At 33.6% G+C, this 16,942-nt stretch carries 11 protein-coding genes; 6 read left to right on the top strand and 5 right to left on the bottom strand.

Going from position 1 to position 16,942, the window contains the following annotated elements; genetic code table 11:
• Positions 1-76: 76 nt before the first annotated feature.
• Positions 77-5,374, bottom strand: coding sequence for an Ig-like domain-containing protein (locus tag HYN56_RS24485; RefSeq protein WP_109194598.1), 5,298 nt, complete (start codon positions 5,372-5,374; stop codon positions 77-79).
• A 113-nt stretch (positions 5,375-5,487) separates the two neighbouring features.
• On the opposite strand from HYN56_RS24485, the gene HYN56_RS24480 reads away from it, so the two are divergent.
• Positions 5,488-7,698, top strand: coding sequence for a B12-binding domain-containing radical SAM protein (locus HYN56_RS24480; RefSeq protein ID WP_109194597.1), 2,211 nt, complete (start codon positions 5,488-5,490; stop codon positions 7,696-7,698).
• On the opposite strand, the gene HYN56_RS24475 is transcribed toward HYN56_RS24480, so the two are convergent.
• Entirely contained in the window at positions 7,699-8,463 is a 765-nt protein-coding gene (locus tag HYN56_RS24475) for an MBL fold metallo-hydrolase (protein WP_109194596.1), read from the bottom strand.
• A gap of 95 nt (positions 8,464-8,558) precedes the next feature.
• On the opposite strand from HYN56_RS24475, the gene HYN56_RS24470 reads away from it, so the two are divergent.
• On the top strand, positions 8,559-8,846 hold the full coding sequence (locus tag HYN56_RS24470) for a GIY-YIG nuclease family protein (protein WP_109194595.1): 288 nt from the start codon (positions 8,559-8,561) through the stop codon (positions 8,844-8,846).
• Positions 8,847-9,177: 331 nt separating this feature from the next.
• On the opposite strand, the gene HYN56_RS24465 is transcribed toward HYN56_RS24470, so the two are convergent.
• Together HYN56_RS24465 and HYN56_RS24460 are read right to left on the bottom strand one after the other, a co-directional pair.
• On the bottom strand, positions 9,178-9,864 hold the full coding sequence (locus HYN56_RS24465) for a response regulator transcription factor (RefSeq protein WP_109194594.1): 687 nt from the start codon (positions 9,862-9,864) through the stop codon (positions 9,178-9,180).
• Complete coding sequence (locus HYN56_RS24460) at positions 9,861-11,126, bottom strand: sensor histidine kinase (protein WP_109194593.1); 1,266 nt, start codon at positions 11,124-11,126, stop codon at positions 9,861-9,863. Before HYN56_RS24460 ends, HYN56_RS24465 begins: the two co-directional genes overlap by 4 nt.
• Positions 11,127-11,290: 164 nt before the next feature.
• On the opposite strand from HYN56_RS24460, the gene HYN56_RS24455 reads away from it, so the two are divergent.
• On the top strand, positions 11,291-11,707 hold the full coding sequence (locus tag HYN56_RS24455; protein ID WP_109194592.1) for a DUF1573 domain-containing protein: 417 nt from the start codon (positions 11,291-11,293) through the stop codon (positions 11,705-11,707).
• A gap of 124 nt (positions 11,708-11,831) precedes the next feature.
• Positions 11,832-13,409, top strand: coding sequence for a L,D-transpeptidase family protein (locus HYN56_RS24450; RefSeq protein WP_109194591.1), 1,578 nt, complete (start codon positions 11,832-11,834; stop codon positions 13,407-13,409).
• Positions 13,410-13,521: 112 nt separating this feature from the next.
• Here HYN56_RS24450 and HYN56_RS24445 read toward each other — a convergent pair whose 3' ends face one another.
• A complete protein-coding gene (locus HYN56_RS24445) occupies positions 13,522-14,031 on the bottom strand; it encodes a C40 family peptidase (RefSeq protein ID WP_109194590.1) in 510 nt (169 codons plus the stop codon).
• A gap of 215 nt (positions 14,032-14,246) precedes the next feature.
• On the opposite strand from HYN56_RS24445, the gene HYN56_RS24440 reads away from it, so the two are divergent.
• Together HYN56_RS24440 and HYN56_RS24435 are read left to right on the top strand one after the other, a co-directional pair.
• Complete coding sequence (locus HYN56_RS24440; RefSeq protein ID WP_109194589.1) at positions 14,247-15,347, top strand: SGNH/GDSL hydrolase family protein; 1,101 nt, start codon at positions 14,247-14,249, stop codon at positions 15,345-15,347.
• Positions 15,337-16,719 (top strand): sialate O-acetylesterase, encoded by a 1,383-nt coding sequence (locus HYN56_RS24435; protein WP_109194588.1) that lies wholly within the window; start codon positions 15,337-15,339, stop codon positions 16,717-16,719. Before HYN56_RS24440 ends, HYN56_RS24435 begins: the two co-directional genes overlap by 11 nt.
• Positions 16,720-16,942 lie beyond the last annotated feature (223 nt).

Below are 16,942 nucleotides of genomic sequence, written 5' to 3'. Positions count from 1 at the left end.
TGCAGAAAACTTGTGGTGAATCTGCAATAGGGATTTGAGTATCCTGGATTTTAACACTTAAAGCAAATCTTTTACTTTAGCAGCCGTTTAAAGTCTGTGTGACATAATAAGCTGTGGTTTGCAGTAAAGTGGTTTCCGGTAAAATATTTCCGCTGGTTTTAGCATCATACCATTTAAGATCGGTTCCAGCGATGTTTAAACTTTCTAAAGTGGCAATTTCATTAATACAAAATTGTTGATTGTTATTTCCAGTTGGTAAAGGTGTATTATAGACTTTTACCAAAATTGGAGTTCTGTCGCTTTCACATCCAATTGTTTGTGAAGCATAATATGTTCGGTCATTTTCTAATAAAGTTGTATTAGGCAGAGGAGCTGCTGAAAAATTGGTATCGTACCATTTTAAATTTTGTTCAGTCATTTGAATGTCTTCCAACGTTGGGTTTTCATTTTTACAAAATTCCTGAGTTCCATTTCCTGATGGGGCAGACGGAGTATTTACAATAGAAACTTTAACTCCAAATCTTGGACTTTCGCAACTGTTTTCTGTTTGTGATGCATAGTAGGTCTTTCCATCAATTAGAGTAGTTGTTTCAGCTAATAAATTTCCATTGGTTAGTGCATCGTACCATTTTATTGAAGTACCAGTTATTTCTAGATTTGTAATTGTTGGGTTTTGTCCGGTACAAAATTGCTGATTGGCATTTCCGGTTGGTGTTAATGTATTCTGAATCGTAACGGATATAGGAACTCTTAAACTCTCACACCCATCTATTGTTTGTGATGCAAAATAAGCTCCATTATTTTGGAGTAATGTTGTATTGACCAAAGGTGTTCCGCCAGTTTGAGCGTTATACCATTTTATGTTGTTTCCGGTCATTTGAATATTATCTAAAGTAGCATTTTCCTGAATGCAGAAGATTTTAGGATTTGCATTTTCAGGCAATGGTATTGAATTCACAAAAGCTATTATAGTGGCTTTTACTGGTTCAGAAACACATCCATTGGCATTTTTAATTTTTAAATAATATTCACCTGGATTTAAAAATGTCGATGTTGCATTATTAGACCAGTTTAAACCGTTATCAAAACTATATTCGGATGCTGTAGTAAGAATGGTTATTTTTCCTTGACTATTATTACAATTAGGTTGGGTTATATTGTTTGTTGGGGTAGTTGGGTAATCTGTAGGTGCATTTATGCTAATCGAAACAGCTTCAGATTCACATCCGGCAGCATTTTGAATCTTAATCATATAATTCCCTATAGCTAAATTTCCAGAATCTGAATTTGTTTTCCATGTTAATCCATTGTCAAAACTATACTTTGAGGCTATGGTTGTAATAGTAATTGTCCCAAAGGGATTGTTACAGCTTACAGGATGAGAAACTGTATAATTTGGAGCTACTATGGCATCTAACGGTGTGTTGATAATTGCTTTTGTTGCAAGTGAAGGACAGCCTGTACTGCTGTTTTTGATTTTAACAAAATAGGTGCCAGGATCTAAATTAACTGCCTTAGAATTTGTAGTCCAGGTAAGTCCATTATCAAAACTGTATTGATAAGCATTTGTTGACACTGTAATAGTCCCTTTAGCAGCTGTACAACTACTTGGCTGTTGAGCATTAACATTTGGCTGTTGAGGTGATGGATTCGAATTATATAAAGAAATGTATTTTGGACTCGATTCACATCCTAATTCGTTTTTTATTTTTAAATAATAATTATCAGCAGTTAAATTAGGAAAAGTAGCGTTAGCTTGCCAGGTTAAACCATTGTCTATACTATATTCTGAAGCAACTGTAGTGAAAGTTATACTGCCTAAAGATTCGCAATTAGGTTGTATTATTGAGTATGATGGCGTATTAAGGTAAAATTTTGGAACATAAATATTTTGAGGATAGGATTCACACCCTAACTCATTTTTTATCTTTATTCCGTAATACCCTTCATCTAAATTTACAGCTGTTGGGTTAGTTGTCCAACTTATTCCATCATCAAAACTGTATAAGGCAGCCGGAGTAGTTATTGTAATACTTCCTCCAGTTCCACATACAGGAGGAGTTGCGGTATAATTTGGTCTGGGTAGATAAAAATCATAAAGTGTTACAGTTCTCCACCAGGACTGACAGCCTAAATTGTTTTTAACTACTATGTAATAATTACCAGGAGATAGATTTATGGCAGAGTTGTATTGACTCCAGGTTCTACCGTCATCAAAGCTATATTGATCAAATATTGGATCTATTGTAATACTCCCTTTATTCTTTGATTCACAAGTAGGTTGAGTTACCTGAATATTAAAATTAGATAAATATTCTTCAGTGAAATTCACAGAATAATTTGTTTGTGAGACACATCCGGCTTCATTTTTTATTTTAGGATAATAAAAACCAAGTGGTAAATTTGAAGCAGTTGGATTTGTGCCCCAAGTTTCACCACCATCAAAACTGTAAAATGGTGCCGGTGTAGTAATTGTAATAGAACCTCCTTTACCGCAGCTAGGATAAGTGGCTTTGTAATCGACCTCCTTTATTTTAAGAGGTGTGAATTCAACTACAAGGTTTCCTGATTCACATCCTTCTTTATTTTTTATTTTTAATTGATATTTAAATCCTATGGGAAGATTTGAAGCTGTACGGTTAGTACTCCAGCTTAAACCTCCATCAAAGCTATATAAGTCGGCTGCTGTCGTAATAGTAATACTTCCGGTAGCATTACTGTCACAAATCGTTGGTTGCACTATTGTATAAGTTGGAGGATTAAGATAATTATGGTTAAGACTAAACCAATTAGGTTCACTTACACAGCCTGATTTATTTTTAATCCTAAGATAACCACTTACGTTACCATGAGGATATTTAGTAAGATTTGGATCTGTACTCCATGTTGCTCCATCATCAAAACTATAAAATGCCGCAGGAGTGGTTATGGTAACACGTCCAGGGGTAGTACATGTAGGTTGTGAAACTGAAAATTCAGGACGTCCCAAATAATAGGCATTATTTATAGTGGCAATTGCATAACTTGATTCACAGCCTAAAGCATTTTTTATTTTCAGGAAGTAAGTTCCATAATCTAAATTAGAAATGCTTGAGTTTGTACTCCAACTAAAACCACCATCAAAACTATATTCAGATGCCGGGGTTGTAATTGATATACTCCATTTGGATTCCGTTTCACAATTCGGATTTATTATTTTGAATGTGGGTGCATCAAGATAGAAAGCAGGTAAATAGGCATATACAAGATCAGATTCACAGCCTAATTCATTTTTAATTCTAATATTATAAGAACCCGCAGGTAAATTAGCTGCCGTTGGATTTGTTGTCCATGTTTCTCCATTATCAAAACTATATTCAGATGCCGGGCTGGTAATAGTAATACTGCCATTTGTCGTACATCCGGGATTTATAGTGGTATAAGTTGGTTTAGGTAAATAAAAATTTATTTTAACCTGAAAAACTTCGGATTCGCAACCTAGTTCATTTTGAGTTTTTAGTACATAATTACCAGGTCGTAAATTATTAAAAGCAGGTGTTTCCTGCCATGTTTGCCCGTTGTCAATACTATATTTAGATGAAAGCTTTGAAAAGATAATACTTCCGGTATTGCTACAAGTATTTGGTTGAGTAACTTTGGCTTCCGGATATGGTTTAGAAAATTTATTTAAATAAATTTGATTAAAATAAGGTTTCGACACACATCCAAATTCATCTTTAATTCTAACATTGTAATAGCCGGAAGGCAGATTAGTTGCTGTTGAATTAGTTGTCCATGTTTCTCCGTTATCAAAACTGTATTCAGATGCGGGGCTGGTAATAGTAATACTGCCGCCCTGATTGCAGGTAGGTTGACTTAAAGTATAGTTAGGAGAATTAATGTATGATGTAAAAAGCAAGACGCTTTGAGAATAGGATTCACATCCGCTACTGTTTTTTATTTTAATTAAATAAGTTCCAGTAGGTAAATTTGCTTTGACAGCACTGTTTTCCCAAGTCAAACCATCATCAAAACTAAATTGTGATCCCGGAGTTGTGATAGTAATAGTTCCACCAGAACTGCAAGTTGGTTGAATAATCGAAAATGTAGGACGGTCTAGTAATATTGGGGGATTAATTGTTACAATTGTAGGTGTAGAAATACAACCCGAAGCGGTTCTTGTCTGAACATAATATTTACCATATTCTTTTGTAGCAAAGTTGGGATCTGTTTTCCATACTAAATCTTTTGTAACATAATTGTCATCTGAAAGAAAAGGCAAACCTTTATCAAAACTGTATTCTATTCCAGGTTCGTTAACTTTGATGTAACCGTTTATATCTTGACAAGTAGGCTGAACTACTGTGACAGAAGGATTAAGAATTGAATTGTTTATCGTTAATTTTGGACTTATAAAGCAATCATTTTGATCTGTAACTTTTACGACATATTCTCCTAAATTTGTTTTAATTGAAGGAATTGAATAAGTTTTATTCGTTGCTCCAATTATTGCTATTCCATTTTTATACCATTGAAAAGTTGTTGCTGGATTCATGGTTTTATTCAGGTTAGCAGTCAATATTAAATCATTATTGCAGAAACTGCCACTTTGAACAATAGTAACACCAAAATTTTCAGCAGTATTTAATCTTAGATTATCATACAAAAAAGAAGGTTCATAATCCGTGTTAAAGGATGGAGGTAATACCTTTTCTGGTCCTAACATTATTGCGTTAATAGCAATGTTTGTAGTAAAATTAATTGTTATTTCTCCCCAGGTAGTCTGAGGTTGGTATAAAACTTTTCCAATTTCAATCCAAGATGAGTCAAATGAATTTGGATCTGAGGTAGTATATAATGGTAAATTATCTTTATTGGTACAACCGTAAAGTGTTACATAAGTAGGCTCTAAGAAATTAAAATCAAAACGTTTACTTAGGTTATTTGTTTCGATACTCATCAATGTAGCAATATTCAGCGTTAACTGATATTTTATGCCGGTACTTAATGGACTTGATAATTTTGTAGCAATATATTCTTTTTTATTGTTTTTGTATACTGCTCTGAAAATTCCTTTACCATCGGGAAAATTTTGAAGATTCTTGTTATAAATGGTATTAAGAAGATAGCAGTCTTTATTTAAATAATCAGGGGATGGGATCGTTCCTTTTGTCCAATAAGTAGTAGTTGGAATGTCATCAAAACCTTGAGGGCAATTTGTTTTTTCTTCAAAAGAATGATTTTGTAAAATGGAAGTAGTATTATTACAAATACAATCTTCATCATTTAAGTCTATTTTGCCGTCGCCATCATCATCAACTCCGTTATTACAATTTTCCTGAGAATAGCAAAATATTGAAAAAAACAAAAAAATAAAAAGTAATTTGTGCTTCATAGAGTTGTTTTGTATAGTGACAAATGTAATTAAATGTTTACAATTTCAAATCAAAAAATGAAATGCGAAAAAGTCCCCAATAACCCGTATTTTTGCAAAAAAATAATTCTCTTTTGAAAACGAAACTTTTTGTAATTACACCGCCATTTACCCAACTGAATACACCGTATCCGGCAACGGCGTATATAAAAGGTTTTCTGAATACCAAAAATATCGAATCGGTTCAGGCCGATTTGGGTATTGATGTCATTTTGGAATTGTTTTCGAAGAATGGGCTTCAAAATTTGTTTCAGGTTTCAGGTTTCAGGTTTGAAGTTGTTGGAAACGATATCTCGGATAATTCTAAACGTATTTTTGCTTTACAGGACGAATATATTAAAACAATTGATTCTGTAATTCAATTTCTTCAGGGGAAAAATCCAACTTTGGCTCTCCAGATTTGTCAGGAAGATTTTCTTCCGGAAGCTTCTCGTTTTGCACAGTTAGAAGAATTGGATTGGGCTTTTGGAACAATGGGAACTCAGGATAAAGCCAAACATTTGGCAACTTTATATCTCGAAGATATTTCAGATTTTATTGTAGAATGTGTTGATGAGAATTTTGGTTTCAGCCGTTATGCAGAACGTTTAGGTCGAAGCGCTAATTCTTTTGATGAGTTATATCAAGCACTTCAACAAGAACCAACTTATATCGATTCGATTTTAATTTCACTTTTAAAAGCAAAAATTGAAACTGTAAAACCAACTTTGTTTTTAATTTCTGTTCCGTTTCCAGGAAATTTATATAGTGCATTTCGTTCTGCGCAATGGGTAAAACAAAATCATCCCGAAATTAAGATTTCAATGGGTGGCGGTTTCCCGAATACAGAATTACGTTCGCTTTCGGACAAACGCGTTTTTGAGTTTTTTGATTTTATTACTTTAGACGATGGCGAAGTTCCAATCGAGGAATTAATAGCCAATTTAGAAAATACAGATTACAAATCTTATAAAAGAACTTTTCTGTTGGAAAATGGAGAAGTAGTTTATAAAAATAATTCCTTAAAACACGATTATAAACAAGCTTATGTAGGTACTCCGGATTACTCAGATTTACCTTTGGATAAATATATTTCGGTTATAGAAATTGTAAATCCAATGCACAGAATGTGGAGCGATGGTCGTTGGAACAAACTCACTATGGCACACGGTTGTTATTGGGGAAAATGTACTTTTTGTGATATTTCTTTAGATTATATAAAAGTTTACGAACCCGTTGTGGCAAGTCTGCTTTGCGATCGAATAGAAGAATTAATTGAAAAAACAGGTCAAAACGGATTCCATTTTGTTGACGAAGCGGCTCCACCGGCTTTAATGCGTGCTCTGGCGCTAGAAATTCTAAAAAGAAAACTGGCTGTAACCTGGTGGACAAATATTCGCTTCGAAAAAAGTTTTTCTAAAGATTTATGTTTGTTATTAAAAGCTTCTGGCTGTATTGCCGTTTCAGGCGGTTTAGAAGTAGCTTCAGATCGATTGTTGAAATTAATTGATAAAGGAGTTACGGTAGAACAAGTCGCAAAAGTGACCCGAAATTTCACCGAAGCCGGAATCATGGTTCATGCCTATTTAATGTACGGATATCCTACGCAAACCATTCAGGAAACGGTTGATAGTCTGGAAATGGTTCGTCAGTTGTTTGAAGCTGGAGTTTTACAGTCTGGATTCTGGCATCAGTTTGCTTTGACTGCACATAGTCCGGTTGGATTGTATCCGGAACAATTTGGTGTAACTAAGAAAACAGAAGCTATTGGAGCCTTTGCCAATAATGACATTGAATATACCGATGCAACAGGAATCAATCATGATAAATTTAGCTTTGGTTTAAAAAAATCACTTTTTAATTTCATGCACGGAATCTGTTTCGATTATGAATTGCAGGAATGGTTCGATTTTAAAATTCCGAAAACCAAAATTCATCCTGATTTTATCTTTAATGCTTTAGAAGAACAAAACGATTTCAATACAAAACCAAATGCAAAAGTAGTCTGGCTTGGCGGAAAACCTTCTGCAGAAATTTTCACAAAATCAAAAAAAGGAAGAAGTTGGGAAATGATGTCGCTTACTTTTCATGATAAAAAAGAAAGTTTCGATGTTCAGACCAGTAAAGCAGAAGGAGAATGGCTAATTTCGATTCTTTCTAAAATTTCGATTTCAAATGCTAAAAACTTTACTTTTCAGGAAGTAAAAAATGATTTTGAAGCGCAAGACTCTTTAGAAGATTTTGAATTATTTTGGTATTCAAAACCTGTAAATACTTTACGGGAGTTTGGATTATTAGTACTTTAATTAATATTCAACACATTCACCATCATTTGGAACAACAGTTTTTCCTAAAAGGCCATTATCCGAAAGGGCGTTTTTTAATTGTAAACGAGTTGTTGGACAATGATTTAAAGCCTCTAAATGATTAGCAAAGACTTTTCCAGGAGCTAATTTGGTGAATTTTAAAATATCATCCATTCGCATTAATAAAGGCTGTCCAAAATCTAATCTTGCAGTTCCACAAGCTACAATAGCAATATCGGGTTTTAACTCTGTCAAAACTTTTTCTACATGTTCTGTAAAAATGGTATCAGAACTGATATAAATAGATTTTTCATTTGCAAGTTCTATATGAAAACCTATTACATTACCCATAAGTTTTGCCACAAAACCATAACCATGAATGGCGGGAACTCCAGTGATTTTTCCATCCAAAAATAGTTGTGGTTCCCAATATTCTAGAGTTTGAATTACACTCAGTCCACGCTGGACAAGTGCTTTTTCATCTTTTGCGCTACAAATTACCGGAACACTTTTTCTTCTCAAAAATACTTCACCTGCTTTATCAATATGATCGGGATGTAAATGCGTAATTAAACAATGTGTTACTCGACTTAAAATATCGCGACTGTTTTTAGGCAGTGCCACGAGCGGATTTCGTTTGGGTTTGTATCTGAAAATTGTAAAAGGAGGAATTGTTTTTCTTTTGCCTAACATTGGGTCAACTAAAATGACATGCTTTTCTGTTTCAATCACCAAAGTGGCATTTCGCAAATGATGTAATTTCATATCCAAGAAAATTAGATATTAAAAATACAAAGTTTTTCGAAAATGTATTTACAGATTTTTCTTTATTTTTAGCAGAATTGTTATTATTTAAATTTATGTATTTACAAGAAGGTTTTCATACTTATTTCATTTATATTTTGACAAATAAAGCAAAATCTGTTTTTTATGTTGGAGTTACTAATAATTTAAAAAATAGATTATTGAAACATAAAGAGAATATTTTGGGTGGAAATAAAACTTTTGCTTCAAAATATAATGTAGAGTTTCTATTATATTATGAAAAATTTACCTGGATTCAGGAAGCAATTGCAAAAGAAAAGGAAATTAAAGGTTGGAGAAGAGAAAAGAAAATAGCTTTAATTAAAACCATGAATCCTGATTAATTTTTGGATTATTAATTGAAGACAAACCGTTAAAAATCTAGTATGTCATTTCGAGGAACGAGGAATCTCCGCAAGTAACTCGCCAAAGATTGGAATACCTTTGCGGAATATTGTCGCGGAGATTCCTCCTTCGTCGGAATGACAAATCTTTGTGGTTACTGTATGTTTATTTACAGTCTCTCAAGTCTAGTATGTCATTCCGAGGAACGAGGAATCTTCATAAGTAGCTCGCTAAAGATTGGAATACCTTTGGAATATTGTCGCGGAGATTCCTCGTTCGTCGGAATGACAGATCTTTGTGCTTACTTTGTCTGGAATTAATTGTAATGTTTTACCCAATAGAAAACCTAAACCCAATTCCGTGCAGGTTTTCTATCGAAATTCCATCTTCATTTGCCAGGATTTTACGTAGACGCGAAATAAAAACGTCCAGACTTCTTCCCATAAAATAATCATCTGTTCCCCATAAAGAGGTTAAGATTTGTTCGCGTTTTAAAACAGAATTTTTATGATCTAAAAATAACTTCAATAATTCGGCTTCACGTTGTGTAAGTCCGACTTTTTCTTCCTCATTAAAAAGAATAAAATTTTTGGTGTCAAACTGATATTTTCCAACTTCATAGATGGTTTTTACAGCTGGAATATTTTTCTGAGAGCGCTTTAAGAAAATTTCAATTTTCAATAATAATTCTTCAATACTAAAAGGTTTTACCAAATAATCATCGGCTCCAAGACGTAAACCTTTAATTCGGTCTTCTTTCAGAGTTTTTGCCGAAAGGAAAATAATAGGAACGTCAACATCAATTTTTCGAACCGCTTCAGCCAAATCAAAACCGTCCATTTTCGGCATCATAATATCAAAAATGCAAATATCAAATTCTTCCTCTTCAAAAATTTTCAAAGCTGATTTTCCGTCAGAACAATGTGTTACATCATAATTGTTTTGCTCCAAATTATCTTTGGTTAAAAACGCAAGAGTTTCATCGTCTTCGGCATAAAGTATTTTGAAGTTTCTCATTTTTTATAAGGAATAGATAAAGTTATGGTAACACCCTTCTCAGGATTATTTTCGGCTTTTATTTTCCAGCTCTGAAGACTGCAGATCTCTTTTACATAATACAAACCAAGACCAAATCCGTTTACTTCATTGCTTTTTTCGTTCTGAACCCGGTAAAACTTATCAAAGATAAAAGATATTTTTTTAGGATTAATCCCAATTCCATTATCATTAAACTCTAGTTTTAAACAATTGTTTTCTTCTGTGATTTTAATTTTGATTTCAGGTTTTTCATTGCAATATTTCACCGCATTGTCCAGTAAATTATAGACCAGATTGCCAAAATGAAAAGCATCTGTTTCGATTAAATATTGTGTTGATTCCGTTTCAATAGAAAGAGAAGCTTCAGGATATTTCAGCTTGATATTTTCGATAGCTTCTTCAATTATTGGAACAATGAGAATACTTTCTTTTTTAAGTTCCAAAGGTGTATAATCTGATTTGGCAATATTTAAAATCTTTTCGATATGACTATTCAGTTTATTTCCCTGATTGATGATAATATCAGTATAGGTAAAAAGTTTTTTGTCTTCTTTAATTGGTTTTTGTTCGATCAGATACTTTGAAGCAATAAGAATGGAAGCCAAAGGCGTTTTAAATTCATGCGTCATATTATTGATAAAATCACGCTGTAATTCGGAATATTTTTTTTGCTGTAAAAGTTTAAAAATAGAATAAACATAAATAAGCAAGATTAAGATTAATGCCGTAGAGAGAATAAACCAGAATCGCATGGAACTAAACAAATAAGTAGTTTCATTGGGGAAACGAACGGCAAAATAATAAACAAGATTTTTGTGTTTCGGGAAATAAACGGTCTTTTTGCATTCTGCTTTTTTCTTCGAAAGCGAAATATAATCGCCATAAATCATTTCATCGCTTTGACAATTGTACATGGCATATTCGAAATCGGTCGTGATGTTCATTTTTTTGAATTCCGTTTTCAGGTAAAACTCTAAAATTTCGGGTTCAAATTCATTATCAACATTTACGATATAATAGTCATTCGAAATTTTCTGAACCGGATTCTGAGCAGGTAATTCATGATTGGTTCCTTCGTACAATTTTTTAGCCACCTCCAGTAAAGCAATATGTGCCTTTTGACTCAGTTTTTTCTGTTCAATCGTAAAAGCCTCTTTTGTCCAAAGCAATTGTGCCACCAAAATACTAATGATGGCTACCAAACCTAAGAGAATGATGCTGTTGAGTTTATTAATTTTCAAGAATATGGGATTTTGAGAGTGTAATATTAATGAATTTTAGCCTGAAAATAGGCGATTAACAAGTCATTAACAAACATTTGAAAGCGGTTAACAGCGATTCGGTTTTGTCTGAATTAACTTTGTAATATCAAAATGAACTATAAACCATTTTAAATATATCCGTTATGAAAATGATCAAAATTTCGATGTTAGCTTTGGCTTTAGGCCTAATGTCTTTTTCGGCAATTGCTCCGGTAAAATCTTTAGTTTCAGAAACTGCAATTTCAGAAACTACAGCTTCTACAATTGTTTGGAAAGCAGAAACAATTGATGTTGGACAAATTCCACAAGGAACTCCAAAAGCGATTGTTTACGAATTTAAAAATACTGGAAAAACAGCTGTAGTAATTACAAATGTTCAGGGATCTTGCGGTTGTACTGCAACAGATTACACAAAAGAACCAATTCAGGCTGGTAAATCCGGAAAAATTACTGCTACCTATAATGCAGCAAACAAAGGAACTTTTTCCAAAACTGTTACAGTTACGACAAGTGCTGAAACGACTCCAAAAATCCTTACTTTAAAAGGTACTGTTATTTAATTTTTATTAGGTTGGTTATATGGATAAGCTCCGGGCAAGTAATTTGTCCGGAGCTTTTTTTGTTTCTAAAAATGAGATTTTGATTTAATAGAATTTTTTTTACTTTTAATAAAAATTCCTACTTATGAAAATTTGGTATACGCCTTTAATAGCAGTTGTTTTTCTAATTGTTTTTTCGTGTAATTCGAAAGCAGATAAGAAAGAAGAAAATGCAATAAATAAAGTTGAAAAGATCCCGGAATTAAAGCTTACAATTGATGCTCTCCGTATTGCAAAGTTTTATGAAAGTTATCCAAAACTGGCAAAATTTAAAACAGATGTGACTTCCTTGTATCAAAAAAATAAATCCACTCAATTGTGGCAGGATAATAAAGGTGTTGTTGAATTTGGTAACACCTTATTCAATCAATACAAAAATCTGGATCAGGAAGGTTTAAAAGCTAATTTTCCTTATAATGAACAGCTGAGTTCCGTTTTTGAGAATAATGCCAGCACCAAACTTTCAAAAGAAGATACCGATTTACTGCTTTCTAATTTGTATTACTATTACGGCGAAAAAGTGGGTGGTTTTGACGAAAAAACAGTCGTTTCTTTAGAATGGCTTTTGCCTCGTAAAAAACTAAATTACCAAGTGCTTTCCGATTCTATCTTTAAAAAATCAACCATTCAGGACGATAAGAAAAAAAAGATGTTCAGCCAGTATTACAAACTTCGTGATGCGCTGAAAGAATATCGTGAAATAGAGAAAAAAGGAGGTTGGAAAACAATTGAAACCGGAGAAGATTATAAAAGTCTGAAAGTAGGTGATTCATCCAATGTGATTGCTCAAATCAGGGAAAGGCTTTTTGTAACTAAAGATCTTGAGGAAGATACTAAAAGTGCGGTTTGCGATACAGTTTTAATGAAAGCCATGAAAAACTATGAATTGCGTCATGGCTATGCACCGAAAAATAGTATTTTAAAAGAACATATTACAGACTTAAATATTCCGGTTTCGGAAAGAATCAAAACGATTATTGCCAATATGGAACGCTGCCGCTGGATTGATCCTGAATTGGAAAAAGGGCAGAAATACATTGAAGTAAATATTCCTGAGTTTAAACTCTATATCATTGAAGACGGAAAAATTGCTTTTACATCTGCAGTTGTGGTGGGAAAAGCCATGACAAAAACAGTTGTTTTCAGTGGGATGATGAGTAATATCGTTTTTAGTCCGTATTGGAATGTTCCGCCGAGCATTATAAAATCGGAAATAAAGCCGGGAATGGCCAGAGATAAAAATTATTTGCAAAAGAAAAACTTAGAATGGAATAACGGTTCAGTTCGTCAGCTTCCTGGGAAAAATAATTCATTGGGATTGGTTAAGTTTTTATTTCCAAATTCAAGTAATATTTATCTGCATGATACGCCTTCAAAAAGTTTATTCGAAAGAGAAAGCAGGGCATTCAGCCATGGTTGCGTACGTGTAGCAAAACCAAGAGAATTGGCAATCGAATTATTAAAACCAGATCCGGCTTGGAATTCTGCCAGAATTGACAAAGCCATGCATGCCGGAAAAGAAAGCTGGTATACGTTGAAAAAAAAAGTTCCTGTTTATATTGGCTATTTTACGGCTTGGGTAGATCGTGAAGGCAATCTAAATTTCTATAAAGATATTTACCAAAGAGATGAAAGTCTTTTGAAATTATTGACTGAAGAATAAAAGTTTAAGGTTGCCACAAATTACACGAATTTCCACGAATTAAATTTTTACAAGTATTGTCTATAAAAAATAATTCGTGGAAATTCGTGTAATTTGTGGCTAACAAAAAAAACTATTTAGACAAAACATCAACACATTTATAAAAACGTTTGGTATAATGTTCTGTATCAAGTGCTGTTATAGTAACTTGCTGTGCTTTTCCTGAAGAAGCATGAATAAATTTGGACTGCATCCCGTTGGCTTCGCAGATGATGCCGACATGACCCACAATATTTCTGTTTTTATATCCATAAAAAACTAAAACATCGCCGACTTTAAATTCTTCCGGTTTTAAAGCTGTGCCTAAATTTTTATAACCGCCGGAACTTCTTGGAAGAGTTACTCCAAAATTACTGAAAACATAACTCACAAATCCGGAGCAATCAAATCCTTTTTTCGGATTACTGCTCGCATATAGATAAGGAGTTCCTAAATATTGTTTGGCATAAGCAATAATAGAATCGCGATTTATTTCACTCTGAATTTTAGTGTTTTGAATTAATTGGTGAGGTTTTTTCTTTTTTGGTGAGAAAGAAGAAAGTAAAATAACAGGCAGAAGAAATAATAATAAGTGCGATCTCATTTTTTAGTTTTATATAAATTGAAACGCTAAAGATAAACCGTTATTTTATCTTAAAAAGAACAACAACACCCTAAAAAGTACGAATGTGCACCATTTAGCCCTCAAATGATGTGTTTATGTGGTGTTTTTTTATTGCATTTTGACATTTTAGTATCTTTCGGTGTAATTCATTTCAAATATATTTGTGAATCGTATTTAGATTTAACAAATAAATTATGTTTCCAAAAAAAATAGCCGTTTTAATTTTGTTTTTGCTGATTTCAGCCTTTTCGAATGCTCAAACTCAAAATGCTACTAAAATTTTCTTATACCAAGGCAGGGTTGATAAACTTCAGAATGATCAGGTCATTTTAATCGGAACAGCTTCTTCGGTTGCTTTTAATTTTACGGGAAATGAATGTTCAATTTCACTTCAAAGCGTTGATGCTTATGAACATCATAATTATGTTCAACTGGTTTTGGATGGAAAATATATTGGAAAGATTAAAGTTGAAAAAGGAGCTGTACAATCTTTTCCAGTAAAAGTGACTTCCAACAAAAAAGAACATCAATTAGAAATCTATAAAAATACAGAAGCCCAAAGCGGAAATGTTTTATTTGCGGGAACAACTGCAAAACTGATTCCGATTGCATTTAAAAAGAAAAAGAAAATTGAATTCATAGGCGATTCTATTACTTGTGGTGCCGCGAGTGATCCGTCAGACGTTCCTTGTGATAAAGGCGAATATATGGATCATCATAACAGTTATTATGCTTATGGGCCAACACTTTCAAGAGCAATAGGTGTTGATTATTTGATGAGCTGTGTTTCCGGAATCGGAATGTATAGAAATTGGAATGATGAACATAAAGATGAAGCCATAATGCCAGATGTTTATCCAAATTTATATTTAACAAAAGACAATTCGAAACCTAAATACGATTTTGCTTTTCAGCCGAATATTATCAGCATTGCATTGGGAACAAATGATTTTTCTGGCGGAGATGGTAAAAAAGAACGTCTTACTTTTAATCCGGAAAAATATGTTTCCAATTATATTGATTTTATAAAAATGCTTTATAAACACAATCCAAATGTGCAGATTGTGATTACAAACAGCCCGATGGTTGGCGGAGACAGAGCGCTAGTTTTTGAAGATTGTCTGGATAAAGTTAAAAATGCTTTCGCGAATGATATAGCACATAAACCAATTCAGATTTTCAAATTTAAACCGATGACACCAAACGGATGTTCTGGACATCCGGATGTGGCAGATCATAAGGTTTTGGCAAATGAATATGCACCATTTTTAAAGAAACTGCTAAATGAAAAATAATATCTATAAGTTTGTTTTCTTTTTATTGATTTCCAGTAGTATGATGGCAAATGTTTCGCTTCCGAATATTTTTAGTGATAATATGGTTTTACAGCGCAACTCTGAAGTGAAAATTTGGGGTTGGGCAAATCCAAAAGAAGAAATCAAACTGGTTTCGAGCTGGAATAATCAGGAATATAAAACGGTTGCCAATAATCAGGCAAAATGGGAATTAACGATTAAAACGCCTGAAGCGGGAGGACCTTTTACGATTTCTATAAAAGGCTACAATGAAGTGGTTTTAAAAAACATTTTGATTGGAGAAGTTTGGCTTTGTTCCGGACAATCGAATATGGAAATGTCAGCAAGTTGGGGAATCGATAATGGAGAAGAAGAAGCTAAAAATGCCACAAATCCAAATATCCGATTTTTTACTGTTCCGAAATTAACAGCCGAAAATCCGCAGCATAATTTACTGGGAAATTGGGTGGAATCGACTCCTGAAACCATGAAATATTTTAGTGCAGTTGGTTACTTTTTTGCGAAACGTCTTCGCGAGGATTTAAAGAATGTTCCCATCGGATTAATTTCTTCCAACTGGGGCGGAACTCCTGCAGAAATCTGGATGTCATCAGAAGTTGTTAATAACGATCCTGTTTTATTAGAAAACGCTAAAAAACTCAACGAACAAGAATACGGACCAAGACAACCCGGGCGTGCTTACAATGCGATGATTTATCCACTTATCGGATTTAAAATCGCGGGAACGCTTTGGTATCAGGGAGAATCAAATGTAGGTTCTTTGGTTTATGATAAAACTTTAGGAGCACTAATTACTTCGTGGAGAAAAGAATGGAAAGACGATTTTCCGTTTTATTATGTTCAGATTGCACCTTTTAAAACAGGAAGTAATAATTTTTCCAATGTCACGGTTAGAGATTCGCAGAGAAAGTTATTGAAAGAAGTTTCGAAAACGGGAATGGTCGTTATCAGTGATATTTCGGATACGATTGATATTCATCCAAAGAATAAGAAATCGGTTGGAATTCGTTTGGCGAATTTAGCTTTGGCTGAAACCTATAAAATAAATTCTAATTTAGTTAATGGACCGCTCTTCAAATCCATTAAAACAGATAAAAACAAAGTAACCGTTTCTTTTGACTACGGAGACGGATTGTATTTTAAAGACAAAAAATCGAATCAGTTTGAAGTTGCGGGAGCAGATGGAATTTTCTATCCTGCTAAAGCTTCAATTAAAAATAACGAAGTGATTTTGACAAGTAAAAAAGTGGCTTCTCCGGCAAAAGTGAGATTTGCATGGGGAAACACAACGCAATCGGATTTGTTTAATAAAGCGAATTTGCCCGCTTCTTGTTTTACGACGGAATTTTAAAATTTAGATTTTAGAATGTAGATTTTAGATTTTTTGACAGACGGAGCGAAGTCGAAGTCATGCAAAGTTAAGTTTGTCATTTCTCCGTTCAGTCGAAATGACAAGATTGTGTCTTTTGAAAACGATTTGCGTGAGGGATAGAAGTGGAAAGCCCACAGCCTGACGAGGGAAGTGCGATGACTTGAAGCGCATAGCCCGATTCGCCGCGGCGAAACCACGCCCA

It is taken from the genome of Flavobacterium crocinum, from assembly GCF_003122385.1.
Classification (GTDB): Bacteria; Bacteroidota; Bacteroidia; order Flavobacteriales; family Flavobacteriaceae; genus Flavobacterium; species Flavobacterium crocinum.
This window is presented reverse-complemented; position numbering and strand designations above follow the sequence as displayed.

Bases quoted from the DNA above. Each gene is read 5' to 3' on its own strand.
- HYN56_RS24485 (WP_109194598.1), bottom strand. From the start codon at position 5,374: ATGAAGCACAAATTACTTTTTATTTTTTTGTTTTTTTCAATATTTTGC.
- HYN56_RS24475 (WP_109194596.1), bottom strand. From the start codon at position 8,463: ATGAAATTACATCATTTGCGAAATGCCACTTTGGTGATTGAAACAGAA.
- HYN56_RS24470 (WP_109194595.1), top strand. From the start codon at position 8,559: ATGTATTTACAAGAAGGTTTTCATACTTATTTCATTTATATTTTGACA.
- HYN56_RS24465 (WP_109194594.1), bottom strand. From the start codon at position 9,864: ATGAGAAACTTCAAAATACTTTATGCCGAAGACGATGAAACTCTTGCG.
- HYN56_RS24455 (WP_109194592.1), top strand. From the start codon at position 11,291: ATGAAAATGATCAAAATTTCGATGTTAGCTTTGGCTTTAGGCCTAATG.
- HYN56_RS24450 (WP_109194591.1), top strand. From the start codon at position 11,832: ATGAAAATTTGGTATACGCCTTTAATAGCAGTTGTTTTTCTAATTGTT.
- HYN56_RS24445 (WP_109194590.1), bottom strand. From the start codon at position 14,031: ATGAGATCGCACTTATTATTATTTCTTCTGCCTGTTATTTTACTTTCT.
- HYN56_RS24440 (WP_109194589.1), top strand. From the start codon at position 14,247: ATGTTTCCAAAAAAAATAGCCGTTTTAATTTTGTTTTTGCTGATTTCA.
- HYN56_RS24435 (WP_109194588.1), top strand. From the start codon at position 15,337: ATGAAAAATAATATCTATAAGTTTGTTTTCTTTTTATTGATTTCCAGT.